The organism is Gellertiella sp. DMC107 (genome assembly GCF_056313605.1).
Window position 1 is genome coordinate 85,108 of sequence record NZ_JBQUZZ010000003.1, and the last position, 17,058, is coordinate 102,165.

Annotated in this window: 19 protein-coding genes and 1 tRNA gene; 7 read left to right on the top strand and 13 right to left on the bottom strand. The window is 61.5% G+C overall.

Annotated elements, in window-relative coordinates; translation table 11 throughout:
- Positions 1 to 19: 19 nt before the first annotated feature.
- The 7 genes from ACT54B_RS11130 to ACT54B_RS11160 all read right to left on the bottom strand — a co-directional run bounded on the left by ACT54B_RS11130 (position 20) and on the right by ACT54B_RS11160 (position 6,198).
- Complete coding sequence (locus ACT54B_RS11130) at positions 20 to 508, bottom strand: YaiI/YqxD family protein (protein WP_476044938.1); 489 nt, start codon at positions 506 to 508, stop codon at positions 20 to 22.
- Positions 509 to 516: 8 nt separating this feature from the next.
- Positions 517 to 921 carry a hypothetical protein gene (locus tag ACT54B_RS11135; protein WP_476044939.1) on the bottom strand — a complete coding sequence of 135 codons (405 nt, stop codon included), beginning with the start codon at positions 919 to 921 and terminating at the stop codon, positions 517 to 519.
- Between the two features lie 193 nt (positions 922 to 1,114).
- Positions 1,115 to 1,687: an S-(hydroxymethyl)glutathione synthase gene (gene gfa, locus ACT54B_RS11140; protein ID WP_476044940.1), complete on the bottom strand. Its 573-nt coding sequence runs from the start codon at positions 1,685 to 1,687 to the stop codon at positions 1,115 to 1,117.
- A gap of 157 nt (positions 1,688 to 1,844) precedes the next feature.
- Positions 1,845 to 2,972: an S-(hydroxymethyl)glutathione dehydrogenase/class III alcohol dehydrogenase gene (locus ACT54B_RS11145; RefSeq protein ID WP_476044941.1), complete on the bottom strand. Its 1,128-nt coding sequence runs from the start codon at positions 2,970 to 2,972 to the stop codon at positions 1,845 to 1,847.
- A 147-nt stretch (positions 2,973 to 3,119) separates the two neighbouring features.
- Positions 3,120 to 4,385, bottom strand: a complete 1,266-nt coding sequence (locus ACT54B_RS11150; protein WP_476044942.1) for a zinc metalloprotease — start codon at positions 4,383 to 4,385, stop codon at positions 3,120 to 3,122.
- A gap of 117 nt (positions 4,386 to 4,502) precedes the next feature.
- Positions 4,503 to 5,171: a hypothetical protein gene (locus ACT54B_RS11155; RefSeq protein WP_476044943.1), complete on the bottom strand. Its 669-nt coding sequence runs from the start codon at positions 5,169 to 5,171 to the stop codon at positions 4,503 to 4,505.
- 106 nt (positions 5,172 to 5,277) lie between these two features.
- The gene (locus tag ACT54B_RS11160) at positions 5,278 to 6,198 is read right to left on the bottom strand and encodes a DMT family transporter (protein ID WP_476044944.1); all 921 of its coding nucleotides are present in this window, start codon (positions 6,196 to 6,198) and stop codon (positions 5,278 to 5,280) included.
- Between the two features lie 248 nt (positions 6,199 to 6,446).
- Here ACT54B_RS11160 and ACT54B_RS11165 point away from each other — a divergent pair, with 248 nt between their 5' ends.
- A complete protein-coding gene (locus tag ACT54B_RS11165) occupies positions 6,447 to 6,791 on the top strand; it encodes a helix-turn-helix domain-containing protein (protein WP_476044945.1) in 345 nt (114 codons plus the stop codon).
- A 70-nt stretch (positions 6,792 to 6,861) separates the two neighbouring features.
- Here ACT54B_RS11165 and ACT54B_RS11170 read toward each other — a convergent pair.
- Positions 6,862 to 6,946 (bottom strand) — tRNA-Leu (locus tag ACT54B_RS11170).
- Positions 6,947 to 7,179: 233 nt separating this feature from the next.
- Between ACT54B_RS11170 and lipB the strand changes: the two genes are divergently transcribed.
- The gene (lipB, locus tag ACT54B_RS11175; protein WP_476044946.1) at positions 7,180 to 7,950 is read left to right on the top strand and encodes a lipoyl(octanoyl) transferase LipB; all 771 of its coding nucleotides are present in this window, start codon (positions 7,180 to 7,182) and stop codon (positions 7,948 to 7,950) included.
- On the opposite strand, the gene ACT54B_RS11180 is transcribed toward lipB, so the two are convergent.
- Positions 7,904 to 8,395, bottom strand: coding sequence for a peptide deformylase (locus tag ACT54B_RS11180; protein ID WP_476044947.1), 492 nt, complete (start codon positions 8,393 to 8,395; stop codon positions 7,904 to 7,906). The genes lipB and ACT54B_RS11180 overlap by 47 nt on opposite strands.
- Positions 8,396 to 8,664: 269 nt before the next feature.
- Here ACT54B_RS11180 and mgtE point away from each other — a divergent pair, with 269 nt between their 5' ends.
- Both mgtE and ACT54B_RS11190 read left to right on the top strand, forming a co-directional pair.
- Positions 8,665 to 10,083, top strand: coding sequence for a magnesium transporter (gene mgtE / locus ACT54B_RS11185; RefSeq protein ID WP_476044948.1), 1,419 nt, complete (start codon positions 8,665 to 8,667; stop codon positions 10,081 to 10,083).
- Between the two features lie 138 nt (positions 10,084 to 10,221).
- On the top strand, positions 10,222 to 10,608 hold the full coding sequence (locus tag ACT54B_RS11190) for a MerR family transcriptional regulator (protein ID WP_476044949.1): 387 nt from the start codon (positions 10,222 to 10,224) through the stop codon (positions 10,606 to 10,608).
- A 15-nt stretch (positions 10,609 to 10,623) separates the two neighbouring features.
- Here ACT54B_RS11190 and ACT54B_RS11195 read toward each other — a convergent pair whose 3' ends face one another.
- Entirely contained in the window at positions 10,624 to 11,583 is a 960-nt protein-coding gene (locus ACT54B_RS11195; protein ID WP_476044950.1) for a heparan-alpha-glucosaminide N-acetyltransferase, read from the bottom strand.
- A gap of 69 nt (positions 11,584 to 11,652) precedes the next feature.
- A complete protein-coding gene (locus ACT54B_RS11200) occupies positions 11,653 to 12,378 on the bottom strand; it encodes a DUF599 domain-containing protein (protein WP_476044951.1) in 726 nt (241 codons plus the stop codon).
- A gap of 214 nt (positions 12,379 to 12,592) precedes the next feature.
- Between ACT54B_RS11200 and ACT54B_RS11205 the strand changes: the two genes are divergently transcribed.
- The 3 genes from ACT54B_RS11205 (at position 12,593) to ACT54B_RS11215 (ending at position 15,079) form a co-directional block, all read left to right on the top strand.
- The gene (locus ACT54B_RS11205) at positions 12,593 to 13,996 is read left to right on the top strand and encodes an L-serine ammonia-lyase (RefSeq protein ID WP_476044952.1); all 1,404 of its coding nucleotides are present in this window, start codon (positions 12,593 to 12,595) and stop codon (positions 13,994 to 13,996) included.
- Between the two features lie 37 nt (positions 13,997 to 14,033).
- On the top strand, positions 14,034 to 14,471 hold the full coding sequence (locus ACT54B_RS11210) for a DUF1489 family protein (RefSeq protein ID WP_476044953.1): 438 nt from the start codon (positions 14,034 to 14,036) through the stop codon (positions 14,469 to 14,471).
- Between the two features lie 311 nt (positions 14,472 to 14,782).
- Positions 14,783 to 15,079, top strand: coding sequence for a hypothetical protein (locus tag ACT54B_RS11215; protein ID WP_476044954.1), 297 nt, complete (start codon positions 14,783 to 14,785; stop codon positions 15,077 to 15,079).
- A gap of 76 nt (positions 15,080 to 15,155) precedes the next feature.
- On the opposite strand, the gene ACT54B_RS11220 is transcribed toward ACT54B_RS11215, so the two are convergent.
- The gene (locus tag ACT54B_RS11220) at positions 15,156 to 15,431 is read right to left on the bottom strand and encodes a hypothetical protein (RefSeq protein ID WP_476044955.1); all 276 of its coding nucleotides are present in this window, start codon (positions 15,429 to 15,431) and stop codon (positions 15,156 to 15,158) included.
- Between the two features lie 112 nt (positions 15,432 to 15,543).
- Positions 15,544 to 17,028: a serine hydrolase gene (locus ACT54B_RS11225; protein ID WP_476044956.1), complete on the bottom strand. Its 1,485-nt coding sequence runs from the start codon at positions 17,026 to 17,028 to the stop codon at positions 15,544 to 15,546.
- Positions 17,029 to 17,058 lie beyond the last annotated feature (30 nt).

A 17,058-nucleotide genomic window follows, 5' to 3' on the forward strand; every position in this document is an offset into this window, starting at 1 on the left:
GGATATCTCCGGCGTGGGCTCAGGATTGCGGTTTCATGGATTTTGCCCGGCGGCAAAGCCGGTCAAGCGCTTCAAGAAAGCGGGAGCGGTCCTTCGGACTGAAGGCGGCATTATAGCCCTTGCTTTCGCCGGTCTCGCGCAAATGCGCCGAAAGATCGCGCATTGCGCTGGCCATGCCGATATTCGCTTCATCGAATACGCGTCCCGTGGGACCGGTTACCAGCGCACCGGCGGCAACGCAACGCACGGCGAGGGGAACATCGGCCGTAATCACGATAACCCCCGTTTTCGCCTTTTCAGCGATCCAGTTGTCCGCCGCGTCGAAGCCGGCGGACACGATGACGTTTTTTACCATGGGGTCGCGCGAGGGGCGCAGACCCGAATTGGCAACGAAGGTGACGGGCATTGCATGACGTTCCGCCACCTTCAGGATTTCCGCCTTGACCGGACAGGCATCCGCATCGACGAGGATCTCGGGGCCCTGTGCGTTTGCGGGGCTGTCAGTCATCTTTATCCTTACTCTGCCTTGGTCCAGGCTTCCGGGTTCGACTTTTCGGAATCGCCCGCAGTCCAGACGCCCTGCCAGGTGCCGTCAGGCATCTGGAGATAGATCCCCATGCCGGTTGCATCGTCCTGCGTATAGCCCAGCGAGATCACGTTGTCGTCAGGGCTTGCCGGGCCGACGGTGAAATCGGAACCGACGAGCTTGCCGCCAAGGCCGATGCCGTGCAGCTTCTTGCCATCGATTTCCCACTCAGCGCGGTAAACACCGCCGACGCGTTCGATGGAAACGGTGCCCTCGTAGGGAGAATTATCTTCCAGGTTGGTGCCGCTGATCTTCCAGGTGCCGACCGGGTCGGCGGCGGCGAGGCCGGGCAGGACAAACAGGGCGAGGGCGGTGGCAATCGAGCGAATCTTCATCAGGTTCCCCTATGGTGTTTCCGTAAAGACAGGCCGTGAATGTCTTGATTCCAAGGGCCTATCGGGCGGAACACTGCACCGCGTCCGGCATTTTGCAATTACTTTAATTGGACCATCATTCAGGTACTCAATCATTTTGGCAGCTGGTGGATGGCCCATCGCCGCTCTCTCCCGGCAATGGGCCTTTCCGGCGTCAGTCCTTGAGCGCGCCGCTCTTTCGTGCGGTCCAGCTGGCGATGTAGTCCATCAGCGGCGGGTTCAGGCAGTCATAGGGTTCAAGGCCGATGTCCTTCAACCGCGCGCGCACATCGTCCATGTCAGACGGGGCAACACCGGCTTCGATGATCGAGGAGACAAACGCGGCAAAACCGGGCTCAGCCCAGCCTGCTTCCTCGAAGCGCTCCGGGTGCACGAAGGACAGACCCTTGAACGGGTGGTCGCGTTCGACCGGGCCGTACATGTGGACGCCGCAAGCCTTGCAGGCGTGACGCTGGATGAGGGCGGACGGATCGACCACGGCGAGCTTGTCGCCATTGGCTTCCACCGTCACATTCTCGGTCCCCGTGACCGCGACGACGGAAAATTTCGCACCCGCCGGCTTCCAGCACTTGGTGCAGCCGCAGGCGTGATTGTGCGCCACATTTCCCTTGATCTTCAGACGTACAGGCTGCTCCGCACAGTTGCAGACGAGCGTGCCGCCAGCAAAATCGGCCGAACCCTTGGTTACGCCGCCGTCAATCGACGGATGCAATGTAATATTAGACATTTCAATATTCCTCCGTGCCGAAAAATCGCTTCCGCTGCGTCGGCTCGCAGCCATGGGGATGCCTCTCCGGAATCGGGTCCGGCAAAATCGGTCATTTCGGAAAGGAGCATGCGGGGAGGGCCAGCGCCGGCCTGTGCGGCGGGCGCTGGCCTGTCAATCAGTACACGACGACCGAACGGATGGACTCGCCCGAGTGCATCATGTCGAAGCCCTTGTTGATGTCTTCGAGCGGCAGGAGGTGGGTGATCATCGGATCGATCTGGATCTTGCCCTCCATGTACCATTCGACGATCTTCGGCACGTCGGTGCGGCCACGAGCGCCCCCGAAGGCGGTGCCCATCCATTGGCGGCCGGTCACGAGCTGGAACGGACGGGTGGATATTTCCTGGCCCGCACCGGCAACGCCGATGATGACGGACTTGCCCCAGCCGCGATGGGAGGCCTCAAGCGCGGTGCGCATCACCTTGGTATTACCCGTGCAGTCGAAGGTGTAGTCCGCACCGCCGATATGGTCGATGCCGCGCTTCGTCAGGTTGACGAGGTAGGGCAGCAGGTCGCCTTCCACTTCGGTCGGGTTGACGAAGTGGGTCATGCCGAAGCGCTCGCCCCATTCCTTCTTGGAATTGTTGATGTCGACACCGATGATCATGTCGGCGCCGGCAAGGCGCAGGCCCTGGATGACGTTAAGGCCGATGCCGCCGAGGCCGAAGACGATGGCCGTCGAACCGATCTCCACCTTGGCGGTGTTGATGACGGCGCCGATGCCCGTCGTCACGCCGCAGCCGATGTAGCAGATCTTGTCGAACGGGGCGTCCGGGTTGACCTTGGCCAGCGCGATTTCCGGGAGCACCGTGAAGTTCGCGAAGGTGGAGCAGCCCATGTAGTGATGGATCTTGTCCTTGCCGATCGAGAAGCGCGAGGTGCCGTCGGGCATCACGCCCTGGCCCTGGGTTGCGCGGATCGAGGTGCAGAGGTTGGTCTTCTGAGACAGGCAGGAATAGCACTCGCGGCATTCCGGCGTGTAGAGCGGGATGACGTGGTCGCCCTTCTTGAGCGAGGTGACGCCCGGACCGACGTCAACCACGACGCCAGCGCCCTCATGGCCCAGAATGGCCGGGAAAAGGCCTTCGGGATCGGCGCCGGACAGGGTGAAATCATCCGTGTGGCAAATGCCGGTAGCCTTGACCTCGACCAGGACTTCACCCGCCTTCGGACCTTCCAGCTTGACCGTCATGACTTCCAGGGGCTTACCAGCCTGAACGGCTACTGCGGCGCGTACATCCATAATCTCAACACTCCCAATATATTCGTTTCGGGACATGTTTTGCCCCACGGCTTACCCTGCGGCAAGTCCAAAACTTATATTAGTCCTTTTATGAATGGGAGTGTCTCTGAAGCGATGCTTTATGGTCATAAAGCGTCAGAGCGCCGGTCAGAGAAAGAGCTTCTCGCAGGCATGCACGACGGCAAATGCGTGTATGGCAAGCGCGGCATAGAGGCCAAATCCAGCCAGCAATCTTTCCGCTCCCGACATCGGCACCAATGCCTCTCGCGGCTTCACGCGACCGGCGGACATCAGGCTCATTAGTGTGAATACGGCCAGTCCGGCAATTAGGGCAACGGTCGGCAAACCGATGCGCCAGCCCACCGCGAGAATGACCAGGGTCATGGTGAAGCTGCCCAGGATCAGCAGGCGCCGCGTGGGAAATATCTGCCGCAGCACCTGCCCGCCATCGAAGCGATACATAGGCAGGAGGTTGAGAAGGTTGAACGCGCCGAGAATCAGCAGAAAGGTCATGGCAATGGTCGACCATGCCTCCGGCTGGTGACCGGCGGTAAGAAATGCTTGGGCGGCGATGATCAACGGCACGAGAAATGCGGACAGGCCGGGACCCATCAGGGCACAGGTCGCCACTTCGAACAGACTGTTATAGGGGCGTCCGCCGATGGCGATCCCGCCCAGGAAGGGCACGAAAATCATCCGGGCACTCCGATGTCCGAATGTGCGGTATGCGGCGACATGACCGAATTCGTGCAGGACGATGACCACGGTGAGCATTGTCGAGAGCATCAGGCCGTAACGGCTGAGCCCGAAGAAGGGCCACAGCAACAGGGTCGAAAGAATGGCGCTCGCCACCTGCGTCAGCGGATGTTCGATCAGGCCGCCGCTCGTCGCGGCCCCGGTCTCCGCCCATTGTGCGAGCTTGTCCAGCTCGCGGCGCGTGGCGAAATAGCGGAACAGCAACATGGCAAGCCCGCGATAGCGATCCGTTACCTCCACTTCGAGGACAGCGCCATCGACGGTGGGCAGGACCCGCCTGCGTTCATCGAAATGCTTCCAGTAGGATGGATCCAGCGCACTGTCTTCGACGATCTGGCTCGAAAAGGACTTCCCGGTCTCATCCACCCGGGTTTCGAGCGCCAATATGCGTGTGATGGGTCTGCCGTGACGATCCGGGTAGGAATAGGCCTGCCGGGCATGGCCCGGCTTTTCACCCGCCGGGCCGCTCTCCACGATGTTTGGGTTCCAGGCAGCATTTTCACCCAGAGGATAGACAGCCTGCCAGAGCGCGTCCTGGTGCAGCTTGTACCGACGGCGAAAGGTCAGGGTCCGGCGCCCCAGAGGGGCGGCCATCAGAAGCCAGATCAGCCCCAAATTGATGACGAGCAGCAGCGAAGCGGCAACCAGACCGTTCAAGTCACACCTCCGGTTAATACGGGTTGTCCCTCAGGTCTCTAGCATTCCCGGCCACGACGATCCGTTACCATCGGGCTGACAATTTTAGCAAAGCCTACGATCCGCTGCCGGAAGCGGTCACGCAGCGGCGCGGTTTGTCCGCTTGCGGTCGCTGCGGGATTCCGGTTGAGGCCGAACCATAAACAGAAAGCGTACCCAGCCGTTTTCGTTCAATCCCGGATGCGCAATCGCATCGATGGACAGGAGCACCCGGTACTGGGCCGGGGAGGCGACGCCTTCTCCACCGCCGGCATCGATGACCAGGCGGGCAAATGCCATGTCGGTTTCAGAGACGCCCTTCTGCGGCGCGGGCCGAAGCCGGGCATACGCTCCGCTGCCGGAATGGATGGCATGCCGGATCTGGCTCAGAGCAAACACTTTCAGGCTGTCCGGGACGTAGGGCGCCCGCTTGAGAAGGCTGTGGAGCAATTCAAACTCCAGCGGCGTCCCGATGATGCCGTCCGCGGCCAGCATGCGCTCCAGCCACAAGGCGTTGGTCACGTCCAGCGTTCCCTTCGGGTGGCAGCGATTCAGGATAAATTCGGACAGACTTTCGACGAAGAATTGCGCCCATTCCGGGCAGGTCTCGCGGCAGGCGCCGTTAAGGGCGAAAAGTAGCACCGCGCCTTCGGCATCCTTGATCCCCTCGGAAAACGCCTCGGCCTTCAGCTGGGCGACGTCGCGGGCGGTAATCTTGCCCTTTCCGGCGATGACATTGGCCGGGAACGGGAGTCTGAGTTCACTCATCTTGCAGCTCCGTTTCATCATGAAACCGAGTTGCAACTTACCCACCCAATGTTGAAAAACTCGCAAGAAGGGCGGTAAACGCGAGCTTACACCCTGCGGTGCAATTTTATACGGGTGCCGCGGCGCTCTTGGCCCTTACCTGCTCCCGCCAGAGAATAAACAGGCCCGAGCCGACGATGATCGATATGCCCAACCATTTGGCGGGATTGGGAAAATCACCGAAAAGCATATAGCCGAGGATGGTGGCCGAGATGATTTCGAAATACTGAAAGGGCGCCAGAACAGACAGGGGCGCCATTCGGAAGGCCTTTACCACCAGCAGATGGGCATAACCGGATATGGCGCCGAGAATGACGAGAAGGGCGAGCGAAAGCCCGCTTTGCGGCAGGGAGGGCACAAAGTCCGCATTGCCGATCCGGTGGCCTGCAAAGAGAGCAAGGCCCATGAACACCGTGCCGCCCATCCCGGCAACCGTTTGCATGGTCAGTGGAGGATCGGCATCACCGATCGCTCGGTTCAGGAACATGTAAAGCGCGAAGAGAAAGGCGCACAGTACCGGAAGAAGCGCCGTCCATCCGAAAATCTCCCAGCTCGGCTGGATGACGATCATGGCGCCGCCGAAGCCGATGACAATCGCCAGCCACCGCCGCCAGCCCACCTTATCGCCGAGAAACAGGGCGGACAGAGCCGTCAGCATGAAGGGCTCCACGAAATAGATCGCAAAGACGTCGGCCAGCGGCATGTATTTTACCGCAACGAAGAACAGCAGGCTCGCGGCCCCGTGCAGAACGCCGCGCAGCAGGTTGGCAAATGGGCGCTTGGCGCGAAAGGCATCCCGGCCGCTCATGGAAACCAGCAGGGGCACGGTTGCGACCATCTGGAAGAAGAACCGGTAGAAGGTCACCTGTCCGGGCGACATGCCTTCGACGACGGCCATGTATTTGGCAATCGCATCCATGGTCGGAAGCACGGCCATGCAGGCGGTCATCAGGAGCATGCCGCGGATGATCGTGGGTGTCTCAGACATGGTGCGTTGAACCGGTTGGGTGCGAGCGGAGGCGGAGGACACGAGAAGCAGAGTCGCCCCCTTGCCGCAAGCGCGGCGACGCCGTGAAGCGTTCCCTCTTGACCGCATCCGGCGAGGAATGTCGTCTTTGCCCCTTTAAATCCGGGATTTTTGTAATAGCTTATGTCCAACGCGCAAAAGCTCTGGCAGAGCGGCGCCCCGTGGACGCAGTGAACCGGCGAAACTCTTTCGCCAGCAGGAGGTTCGGCATGCCGCATTCCCGCCCGCCTGACGACATGGCGGAAGGCGATCTGGACGACACGCTCGGTGGACGGCTCAGTCACGCCCGTGACGCGGCCGGAATGACGCTGGAGGCCGTCGCTCGCGAGATGAACCTTCATTCCGCGACCATTCGGTACTGGGAAGCGGATCGTGCCGCACCCTCCCATGGCGCGTTGCGCAAGCTTGCCGCCATTCTCGGTGTGTCGCAGCTCTGGTTGCTGACAGGGGATGGCGAGGGGCCCGGCCATGGATGCCCCGACACGCCGCTTCTTCCGCTCGTGTCGCGCGATTTCAGCCGGAAGCTTCACCGGCAGAGGCGCGGACGCGTTTAACATCTGACTTCAGGAAACAACGGCAAAGGCTTTGCCAAAAACAATAAAACCCGCCGAAGCGGGTTTTATTTGGTGCGGTCGAGAAGACTCGAACTTCCACGGGTTGCCCCACAGCGACCTCAACGCTGCGCGTCTACCAATTCCGCCACGACCGCATCGTGGTAGGCCGAATTGCTCCGGCGGGGCTGCATGTAGCAAAAGCGTTTGGGGGGTGCAAGGGCACTCCGAGAGAATTTTTCAAAACTATGACATTGCCGGGGACGAAGCGCGCCGGAGCGCCTTGTTTTCCGGGCATCTTGGCATCGGAAAAGTTTTTTGCCACATAGGCTTATGCTGTCCGCCGCTCGATGAATCCGGGACGGGCTGCCTGATGAACCGGAGAATCCCGATGGACCGCAATGATTTCGCGCCGCTCTTTTCTGCTGTAGCCGGCTCTCCGCCGGTGCGCTGGGTGGTCAGCGACGGTCTGATCGCGTACCGCGATGCCGTCGATTTCATGGAAAATCACGTCGCGGCCATTGCGGACGGTCGGGCGGATGAGCTTGTCTGGCTGCTTGAGCATCCGCCGCTCTATACCGCAGGCACCAGTGCCGATTCGAAGGACTTGATCGATCCGGACCGATTCCCCGTTCATGAAACGGGGCGAGGTGGCGAATATACCTATCACGGGCCCGGTCAGCGGGTGGGGTATGTGATGCTCGATCTCAAGCGGCGCAAGCAGGACGTCCGCGCCTTCGTCGCCGCCCTGGAGGCGATGGTGATCGGCACGCTCGACCAGATGAACATCAAGGGCGAGCGCCGGGAAGACCGGGTGGGCGTATGGGTTCGCAGACCGGAAAAGCCGACGCTGCCCGACGGATCGATGGCCGAAGACAAGGTGGCGGCGCTGGGCATACGCCTGCGCCGCTGGGTGAGCTTCCATGGCTTTTCGTTGAATGTGGATCCGGATCTTTCCCATTTCGGGGGAATTGTCCCCTGCGGCATCACCGCCTATGGCGTGACCAGCCTGGTAGATCTGGGGCTGCCGGTGATGATGAGCGATGTGGATATCCTGCTCAAGGCGGCGTTCGAGGCGGTGTTCGGACCTGCGGTCACGACCGCGCCGGAAGCGATCAACGGCTTGCCTTCTGGAATCGCTTCACCAGCCGTTCCCGCTTGAGGCGCGAGAGGCGCTGCAGCCAGAAAATGCCATCGAGCTGGTCGATCTCGTGCTGCATACAGACGGCTTCGAATCCGGACATGACGCCCTCGTGGCGTTTGCCCTCGAGATCCTGCCAGTGGAGCCTGATGGCGCGTGGCCGCTCGATATCGTCCGTCACGCCCGGCATGGAGACGCTGCCTTCGGTGGCTGTCATGCGTTCGTCTGAAAAGGCCTCTATTTCAGGGTTGATGTAAAGCCGCGGTTCGCCGGGCTTCAGCTCGATCACGACGACACGTTCGAAAATGCCAACATGACAGGCCGTAATGCCGACACCGGGTGCGGCCCGCATGGTCTCGAGCAGATTGTCGGCGAGCGTCGAGAGGGCGTCATCGAAGTATGTGACGGGGACGGCGGGCGTTTTCAGGCGCGGATCGGGATATTGGAGGATCGTCAGAACGGGCATTGCGGCGCTTTCACGGGTGGAGTTTTCGGTGCGGACCCTAAACCTTTCGGGCAGCCATGAAAATGCCTTCGGCAGGGCGTCAAAAATCGCCGGCAGCGCTGGACCTTGCGCCGCTCTTGGAGTAGCAGGAGGGCAGGGCGAGGCGGGTTGAAACAGGCAGTCCGGTGCGGTTTCGACAACAGGCTATGCGCTTGCACATACTTTGTTTTTGAGCCTTTCGGGGTTTGCACGACGAACGGTCAGTCATTTCATACGGGGAGGGCGGTCAGATGACGGAAACGCTGGAACAGGTCCGCCCCCGCAAACCAGCCGACGAACCTGCCCTCGACATTTATACCGAAGACGGTTCCATCCGGCCCGATTTCCTCGCGCTTGTCGGCGCGGCCATCGCGGACCGCGACATTCTCTTCCTTCGACGCGATGTGGCGCGGCTGCACGAATCGGAACTGGGCGACCTGATTGCGGCGCTGGGCGCGGAGCAGCGCATCGCGCTGATCAGCCTGCTCGGCGACGACTTCGACATGACGGCGCTGACCGAGGTGGACGAAGCGATCCGTCTCGAAATCTTCGAGCAGATACCGAACGAGAGGATCGCAGAGGCGATCGGCGATCTCGATTCGGATGACGCCGTCTACATTCTCGAAGATCTGGATGAGGAAGACCGCGAGGAAATCCTTGCGCAACTGCCCTTTACGGAGCGGGTCAGGCTGCGCCGCGCGCTCGACTATCCGGAAAGCTCGGCCGGTCGACGGATGCAGACGGAATTCGTCGCCGTCCCCCCTTTCTGGAGCGTGGGCCAGACCATCGACTACATGCGCAACGGAGAGGACCTGCCGGAGCATTTTTCGCTGATTTTCGTGATCGATCCCACCTTCAAGCTGCTGGGTGCCGTGGATCTGGACAAGATCCTCAGGACCAAGCGCCAGGTGCGCATCGAAGAGATCATGCGCGATACGAGCTACCCCATTCCGGCCGAAATGGACCAGGAAGAGGCGGCGCAGCTCTTCGAACAATACGACCTTCTCTCCGCCGCTGTCGTGGATGAGAACAACCGTCTGGTCGGCGTGCTGACCATCGACGACATCGTGGACGTGATCCACGAGGAGGCCGACGAGGATATCAAGCGTCTCGCCGGCGTGGGTGACGAAGAACTGTCCGACAGCGTGATTTCCATTGCGCGGTCGCGTTTGCCCTGGCTGTTCGTCAATCTGCTGACGGCAGCCCTCGGCGCGAGCATCATCGGCCTGTTCGACCATTCCATCGAGAAAATGGTGGCGCTGGCGGTGCTGATGCCGATCGTATCCGCCATCGGCGGAAATGCGGGCACCCAGACTATGACGGTCTCCGTGCGGGCGCTCGCGACCCGGGAACTCGATCTCTATAATGCGCCCCGCATCATCCGGCGCGAGGCGGGTGTCGGTCTGGCCAACGGGCTGGTGCTGGCAACGGTGATGGGGCTGGTCGCGGGCCTCTGGTTCGGCGATCTTCAACTCGGCTGTGTCTTCGCCACCGCCAATATCATCAATTTCCTGGTGGCCGCGCTGGGCGGCATCCTGATTCCGCTTCTGCTTGACCGAAGCGGAGCGGACCCGGCCGTATCATCGGCAGTCTTTGTGACGGCGCTGACCGATGTCTGTGGCTTCTTTTCCTTCCTGGGCCTCGCGACCTGGTGGTTCATGTTGTCCTAGGTGGACGCCGCGCCACGAAAATTGACTTTTACGTAAATCAAATTAGTATGACCGGCAACAGGACGGGAATGAGCCTTTCCGGAAGGCAAAGAGGTTGCGCGGGGATCTGCGTCGACCGGCGGACAGGAAGCAAGAGCTGTGAAGAAGTATTATTCGATTACGGAGTTGACGCGCGAGTTCGGCGTTTCCACGCGTACGCTTCGTTTTTACGAAGATGAGGGATTGATTCATCCGGAGCGGCGGGGGCGTACGCGTCTGTTCCGGCCTGCGGATCGGGCCCTCATTCAGGAGATTTTGCGGGGCCGGCGCATCGGCTTCACGATTGCCGAAATCCGGGAAATCATTCAGGTCTACAAGGAACCCCCGGGCGAGATCGGGCAACTGAAGCTTCTCATGAAGCGGGTGGATGAAAAGCGGGACGAATTGCGCCAGAAGCGCAAGGATATTGATGATACCCTGTCCGAACTCGACAATGTCGAAGAAGCGTGCCTGACGCGGCTTGCGGAAATTGGCGTCGGAACCTGACGCCGTTCCCGCTTTTTACTGCTGCTGGGCTTTCATCGAGCATTGCAGCGCCAGCGACTGGATTTTTTCATCCTCGACCCTGATCTTCCCGGTCTGGAGCGGCTCCAGCATGTTATCGGCCTGCAGCGCATCCAGGGTGCATTGGCAGAATTTGCGGCACAAAGCCTCACCGCCTGAGGCGGAGCAGCTTTGCATGCATTCCTGGGTGTAGGATGCGGCGCGATCTGGCGGTGCGACCATGCTGAGCAGCCAGACGAGGCCGAACAACGGGATCTGGTGCAGCAGATAGACCAGCAGGCTGTGCCGGCCCATAAATCCCAGCGGGCGCGCACTCTTGGGCGGCTGCCCCAAACGGCCGAGCCAGGCCCTGAATGCCCCAATGTTTCCCACCGCGATTCCGACGAGCACCGGTGCGAACCAGGGGAAGAAGGGCACATAATCGAAGGAGAGCCGCGGCTTTGGTTGAAGGCCCACCCACCAGAGGGCCGGGTGATCGAACAGGGTCGACTGGTAGAAGAAGGGCAGCGCCAGAACGCCAACCGCTGCCATGAGGGTGACCAGCGGCGGCAGGTTGAGGAAGGCAATACCGACCACGCTTGCCAGCGCGATCTGGTGCAGGATGCCGAAATGGATGAAGCCCTCGGGCATGGCGAACCAGGTCGCAACCGTCACCAGCGCGGCCGCGCCGGCCACCTTGGCGAAGCGCAGACCGAAGCGATCCCACCGGATCCCGTTTCGGTGCGCCAGCACGAGACCGAGCCCGGCAAGAAAAAGGAAGGTAGTGGCGATGCCGCGTGCATAGAGCTTTGGCAGGCCATGGCCCGCCGTGCCCGGCGCCAGATAGCCGAAATACTCGAAATCCCAGATCAGGTGATAGCTCGCCATGGCCACCAGCGCGAGGCCTCTGAAGGCATCGAGCCAGCCGATGCGGATGGCGGGGGCTTGGGTCTCGGGACGGCTTGCGGGGTCGGTCATCGGTTGTGCCTGTTGTGATCGGGACGAGGCGTCACATAGCGCAGCCGCCCGGTCATGGACAGCCTGCCGTCAATGAATTGCCGGTGAAGGCCCTTTGTCGCCGGCTGCAATGTCTTCCATGAGAACGCGCCGGGCCGGCGAGAAAAACTGCCGGCGGATCAGGATGACCAGCACGAAGGCGGTGGTGATCAGGAAAAGATAGGCATTCACGAACCAGCCGAGATAGCCGATGGAAAGGAAAATGGCCCTCAGGCCCGCATTGAAATGGCTGGCGGCTATGGCATTCATCTGGATCACGCGTTCGGCCGCGGCGCGGGCCGCTACAGGATTCTTCCGGGTGTCCTCCAGCATGGGCAAGCCACCGAAGAGAATGGTGCAGTAGTTGAACAGCCGGTATGACCAGCCGAACTTGAAGAAGGAATAGCCGAAGAGCCCCGTCAGGCCGCCAACCTTCAGCTCGAAGGCGGTGCGGCCCCCATGGAAGGCAATCGGCAGATCGCGGAAGATCGCATCCACCTTTTCCGTGGCGCCGAGAAGCGCGAAGCAGCCGCCGAGCGCGAAAATGGAGGTGGAGGCAAAGAAGGCCGTGCCGTTCTGCAGGCCGGCCAGAATCTGCGTATCGATCATTTTCAGGTCACGGCCCAGCGAATTCAGAATCCAGCGCCGGCGGTACTCGGTCATGATTCGGGTCAGGCTCTCCCGCTTAAACAGGCGTATGGTGCCGTTGGTGACGTGGGAATAAAGGGTCCAGGCGAGAATGAAGAGTGTCAGGGCAAAATAGTCTATGGCCTGCATTCGATGTCTCCAGCCTGTGCCGCGCCTGTGATTCCGCCCGTACAATAACACGGGCCGCCGCCCTGCCCGAGCGAAAGGCGATGGCGGAATCGGATGTCGCCGCTTAAGGATCGTGTGTCGGTGGATCGCCATGGCAAAGGGCCTGAAGAGCCTATACCTGCCTTGCATCCGTCAATTTTACCCGGCAAATTGCCGGGATTCGGGGGGTATCAGGATGTTTCTTTCGGTTTTCGATGTGTTCAAGATCGGCGTTGGTCCGTCGAGCTCCCATACGATGGGACCCATGACGGCGGCGAACCGCTTTCTCGATCTCGTCGCCTCGTCCGACTGGCCGCGCCCCGCCGGTGCCGAGGTGAAGGCACTGAAAGTGAGTTTGCATGGATCGCTGGCCTATACCGGCATCGGGCACGGAACGGGCAGGGCAGTCATTCTTGGCCTGACCGGCGAGCGTCCTGATCTCGTCGATCCCGATCGGATGGACGCCATCGTGGCCGAGGTGGAGCGCACGGGAACCGTGCAGCCGCTGGGACATCCGTCTTACGCCTTTCAGCCCGCCACCGATCTGGTCTACGACAAGAAGACGCCGCTGACGGGTCATGCGAACGGGATGAGCCTCTCGGCGCTCGACCGGGACGGCCGGGTGCTGCTGACGCAGATCTATTATTCCATCGGCGGCGGTTTCGTGGTGACAGACCTGGAACTGGAGGCGATGCGCCGCAGCGACCAGTCGGCCAAGCCGCCCGCCAATGTGCCCTATCCCTTTGGGACGGCAGAGGAAATGCTGGCCATGGCCGCGCGCTCCGGCAAGACGATTGCCCAGATGAAGCGCGCCAATGAAGAGGCCCGGATGAGCCGCGAAGAGCTCGATGCCGGTCTGGACCGGATCTGGCAGGCGATGACCAGTTGTATCGACCGGGGCCTTCGTGGCGAAGGCATCATGCCGGGCGGCCTGAACGTCCGCCGCCGCGCGCGCTCGATCCACGACAAGCTGCATGAGGAATGGCGCAGCAACCGGGTCAATCCGCTGCTCGCCAATGACTGGCTGAGCGTCTATGCCATGGCGGTAAACGAGGAGAATGCCGCCGGGGGCCGCGTGGTGACCGCGCCGACCAATGGGGCGGCGGGCGTCGTGCCGGCGACCATCCGGTATTACCTGCATTTCCATGAGGATGCGGACGAGCGCGGCATTCGCGACTATCTGCTGACCGCGGCGGCGGTCGGCGGCATCATCAAGCACAACGCATCCATTTCCGGCGCGGAAGTGGGCTGTCAGGGTGAAGTGGGGTCCGCGGCCGCGATGGCGGCGGCCGGTCTCGCAGCCGTCATGGGCGGCACGCCGGCCCAGATCGAGAATGCTGCCGAGATTGCCCTTGAGCATCACCTCGGCATGACCTGCGATCCCGTTGCGGGACTGGTGCAGGTTCCCTGTATCGAGCGCAATGCGCTGGGTGCCGTGAAGGCGGTGACCGCAGCGTCCCTGGCGCTGAAGGGCGACGGGACGCACTTCGTGCCGCTGGACGCCTGTATTGAAACCATGCGCCAGACCGGCTACGACATGAGCGAAAAATACAAGGAAACCTCCACCGGCGGCCTCGCCGTCAACCTCGTGGAGTGCTGAGGGAAGGGCGCGCCCTTCCCGTGATGGAAAGCATGGCATGGCCCTTCATATGCTCAAACTTTGCGTCGGTGCCGAAAGCATCGAGGACCTGCGCGAATGGGTCAGCCGGCGTTCGCTGATTGCCATGGCGGTAGGACTTGAACCGCACAGCATCCACACGACCCGCATGGTGCCGAAGCGCATCGAGGAGCTGCTCGACGGCGGCTCGCTGTATTGGGTGATCAAGGGGCAGGTGCAGGCGCGCCAGATCCTCATCGATATCAGGACGTTCCAGGGCGAGGACGGGATTACCCGCTGCGATCTGGTGCTGGGGCCGGAAGTGATCGAAACCGCGCTCCAGCCGAAGCGGCCGTTTCAGGGATGGCGCTATCTCAAGCCTGAAGATGCGCCGAAGGATGTCTCCAGTCTGGGGCAGGGCGTGACCGACATGCCCGACGACCTGAAGCGGGAGCTGATGGAGCTGGGTCTTCTCTAAGCCCGCCCGCCACATCGAGATTTCGTGTTATCTAAAAAAGGCTTGACTGAATTTCAGCGCTTGCTAACGTCGTCTTCAGGGTGCCAGCAAATTACTGTGCCCCGGGGCATGGAAACCCCGTCCAAAAGAGCGACCATGCTTTGATAGTCGAGTCCCGTACCCATTCGTTTCTGGCCATTGCGGCCGGGAGGCCTCGGTCATGTCCAGAACTTCGGTTTAAAAGCCGGGGCGGCCGTCTTTTAGCGGTTTTCTATCTCCCGGTCACTGGAGCCTGCGGGCTCCGGTGACGCCCTCTCGTGGGAGCGCCGGGAATGGAATTCTTGAAAATCTATGCCGTTTCGCCGGACTGGATCAAGTTTGTCATGGTCCTGGCCTATCACAGCCTGATCGGTGGCAGCATGTTCATGCTGGGCTATATGTCCCGCCCCGAGCCCCTCGTGATCCGGTTACCGCCAGAGCCCACCCCGAAGCGCTTTCGGGAACGGGCCGATGATTTCGTCATGGATTGTTTGGAAGAGGTTCTCCGCGAACTCGATTCTATCGAGAACATGGGCGTGAGGGGCGGGCTCACCAGGAGCCGGCCGTGTGGGGACAGCGATCCTGGATAGATCCAACCTCAAATAGGGCATGAAAAAAGGCGGCATCGCGGGATGCCGCCCTGTTCGTATCGAATGGGTCCGCCGCCTAGCGTATACGCAGATAGACGGGGAACCGTCCTTCGGTCGGCGCCACATAGAGATGCACCGAAACGGGTGGCTGGTTGAGCCGCCAGGCGCGGGCGCCGTGCGAGAGCAGCATGGCCACAAGATCGCGGGTCTTGGATTTCGACCGGACCCGGGTGAGCCCGAAATCGGCGAGCTTGAGCGCGGCCTCGTGCAGGGGATGGAGAGTCGGCCCCAGGCTGCTCATGGGCTTGACCGGATAGTCCACCGGTCCGGGCCGGTTTTCATTGATGGCCATTACTATTTTCCTCGTCACGCAAAACAAACAAATCGAGGGTCTTCGAGACGGATGCCCTCCGTCCCCGGGGTGCCTCTCCGCCCGGTGCGGAGGGGCATTGGTCGGGCTGCCTTTACTGGGCGCTGGCCCAGCAGCTCACACCGCGGCGCTTCAACACCTTGCACGCATTGACGGCATCGGACTGGCCATCGAAACCGGCGAAGCGGGCGCGGTAGAGCTTGCCGCTGCCGCTTGCGACAGCAACGGTGATGGGTTTGGCGGAACGCAATACCTTTCCGCCTTTGGCCTTGGCTGCTTCAAGCAGGCCCATGGCCAATTTGGGGGTGGGGGAGACACCGACCTGAACGACCCAACCCTTGGGCGTGGAAGCGGTGGTGAGGGTGTCGATATCCTGGTCGTCGTTGCCGACGCTGGCAGCAGGGATCGGGGCGGCAAGCGGCTGTATACCGGAATTCTCGTCGGCGGAAGCCTTCTGGCGAACGCCAGCGGTGCCGTCGGGCGTCAGCGTCGCATTGGCGAGATCGGGCTCGGCCTGGTAGCGGCTGTCGGGCAGCGGGCCGGTCTGTGGCAGGACGACGCCATGGCCGGCGGGCGCAAGAGCGGCGGATGCTGCATTGTCTTCAGACTGCTCCGGCGCGTAGGCTGCCTGGGTGGACTGCTCCTCGACCGGCTCGGGCGCCGGATCGACCTTTGCGACGATTTCTTCGCCGCCGCCACGGCGCGAGGCCTGCGGAAGGTAAGCCTGAACGAGTTTGGTCATGCGGGCATTGCGCCAACCGCCGGACGGAGCGCCCATGACGACACCGACGATGGAGCGGCCACCGGCCTGTGCCGAGGTAACCAGGTTGAAGCCCGCAGCCTGCGTGTAACCGGTCTTGATGCCGTCAACGCCCTTCACCGCGCCAAGAAGCCGGTTGTGGTTGCCGATCACCTGCTTGCCGAACTTGAAGCTGCGGGTGGAGAAATAGTGGTAGTACTGCGGAAAATGCTTGCGAAGAGCGATGCCAAGGCGGGCCTGATCCCGTGCCGTCGTCATCTGTGCGGTGTTCGGAAGACCATTGGCGTTACGGTAGGTGGTGCGTGTCATCCCGAGCGCGCGGGCCTTTGCCGTCATCAGTTGGGCAAAGCGGCCTTCCGAGCCACCGATGAATTCACCGAGTGCGGTGGCGGCGTCGTTGGCAGACCGGGTCACCAGACCGAGAATACCCTGTTCCACGGTGATCGTGTTGCCCGGGCGCAGGCCAAGCTTGGACGGGGGTTCCGCCGCAGCATTCTTCGAGACCGGAACGCGGGTGTTGAGCGTGATGCGTCCGCTTTCGAGCGCCTCGAACACCAGATAGAGCGTCATCATCTTGGTCAGCGAGGCCGGGTAACGCAGGCTATCCGGGTTTTCGCTGTAGAGGACGTTTCCCGTCTTGGCGTCGACGACGATGCCGGCATATTTGGAGCCTTTCGCGAAGGCCTCCGTACCGGTACCGGTCAGAAGAAGGGCCGCTGCGAAAAGCAGGCATGTGACCGTACGGATGACGAACATGCCGGTGCGTCCGGCTGCTACGGTGGATGCTGTTTTTGACACTACACTACTCTTTGCTTGCATTTGTATTGCCATGGCCGGATCGATCTCCGG

Coding starts and splice junctions, on each gene's coding strand:
- gfa (WP_476044940.1), bottom strand. CDS start 1,687: ATGTCTAATATTACATTGCATCCGTCGATTGACGGCGGCGTAACCAAG.
- ACT54B_RS11195 (WP_476044950.1), bottom strand. CDS start 11,583: ATGACCGACCCCGCAAGCCGTCCCGAGACCCAAGCCCCCGCCATCCGC.
- ACT54B_RS11155 (WP_476044943.1), bottom strand. CDS start 5,171: ATGAGTGAACTCAGACTCCCGTTCCCGGCCAATGTCATCGCCGGAAAG.
- ACT54B_RS11210 (WP_476044953.1), top strand. CDS start 14,034: ATGGCCCTTCATATGCTCAAACTTTGCGTCGGTGCCGAAAGCATCGAG.
- ACT54B_RS11135 (WP_476044939.1), bottom strand. CDS start 921: ATGAAGATTCGCTCGATTGCCACCGCCCTCGCCCTGTTTGTCCTGCCC.
- lipB (WP_476044946.1), top strand. CDS start 7,180: ATGGACCGCAATGATTTCGCGCCGCTCTTTTCTGCTGTAGCCGGCTCT.
- ACT54B_RS11225 (WP_476044956.1), bottom strand. CDS start 17,028: ATGCAAGCAAAGAGTAGTGTAGTGTCAAAAACAGCATCCACCGTAGCA.
- ACT54B_RS11215 (WP_476044954.1), top strand. CDS start 14,783: ATGGAATTCTTGAAAATCTATGCCGTTTCGCCGGACTGGATCAAGTTT.
- ACT54B_RS11165 (WP_476044945.1), top strand. CDS start 6,447: ATGCCGCATTCCCGCCCGCCTGACGACATGGCGGAAGGCGATCTGGAC.
- ACT54B_RS11145 (WP_476044941.1), bottom strand. CDS start 2,972: ATGGATGTACGCGCCGCAGTAGCCGTTCAGGCTGGTAAGCCCCTGGAA.
- ACT54B_RS11160 (WP_476044944.1), bottom strand. CDS start 6,198: ATGTCTGAGACACCCACGATCATCCGCGGCATGCTCCTGATGACCGCC.
- ACT54B_RS11205 (WP_476044952.1), top strand. CDS start 12,593: ATGTTTCTTTCGGTTTTCGATGTGTTCAAGATCGGCGTTGGTCCGTCG.
- ACT54B_RS11200 (WP_476044951.1), bottom strand. CDS start 12,378: ATGCAGGCCATAGACTATTTTGCCCTGACACTCTTCATTCTCGCCTGG.
- ACT54B_RS11220 (WP_476044955.1), bottom strand. CDS start 15,431: ATGGCCATCAATGAAAACCGGCCCGGACCGGTGGACTATCCGGTCAAG.
- mgtE (WP_476044948.1), top strand. CDS start 8,665: ATGACGGAAACGCTGGAACAGGTCCGCCCCCGCAAACCAGCCGACGAA.
- ACT54B_RS11130 (WP_476044938.1), bottom strand. CDS start 508: ATGACTGACAGCCCCGCAAACGCACAGGGCCCCGAGATCCTCGTCGAT.
- ACT54B_RS11180 (WP_476044947.1), bottom strand. CDS start 8,395: ATGCCCGTTCTGACGATCCTCCAATATCCCGATCCGCGCCTGAAAACG.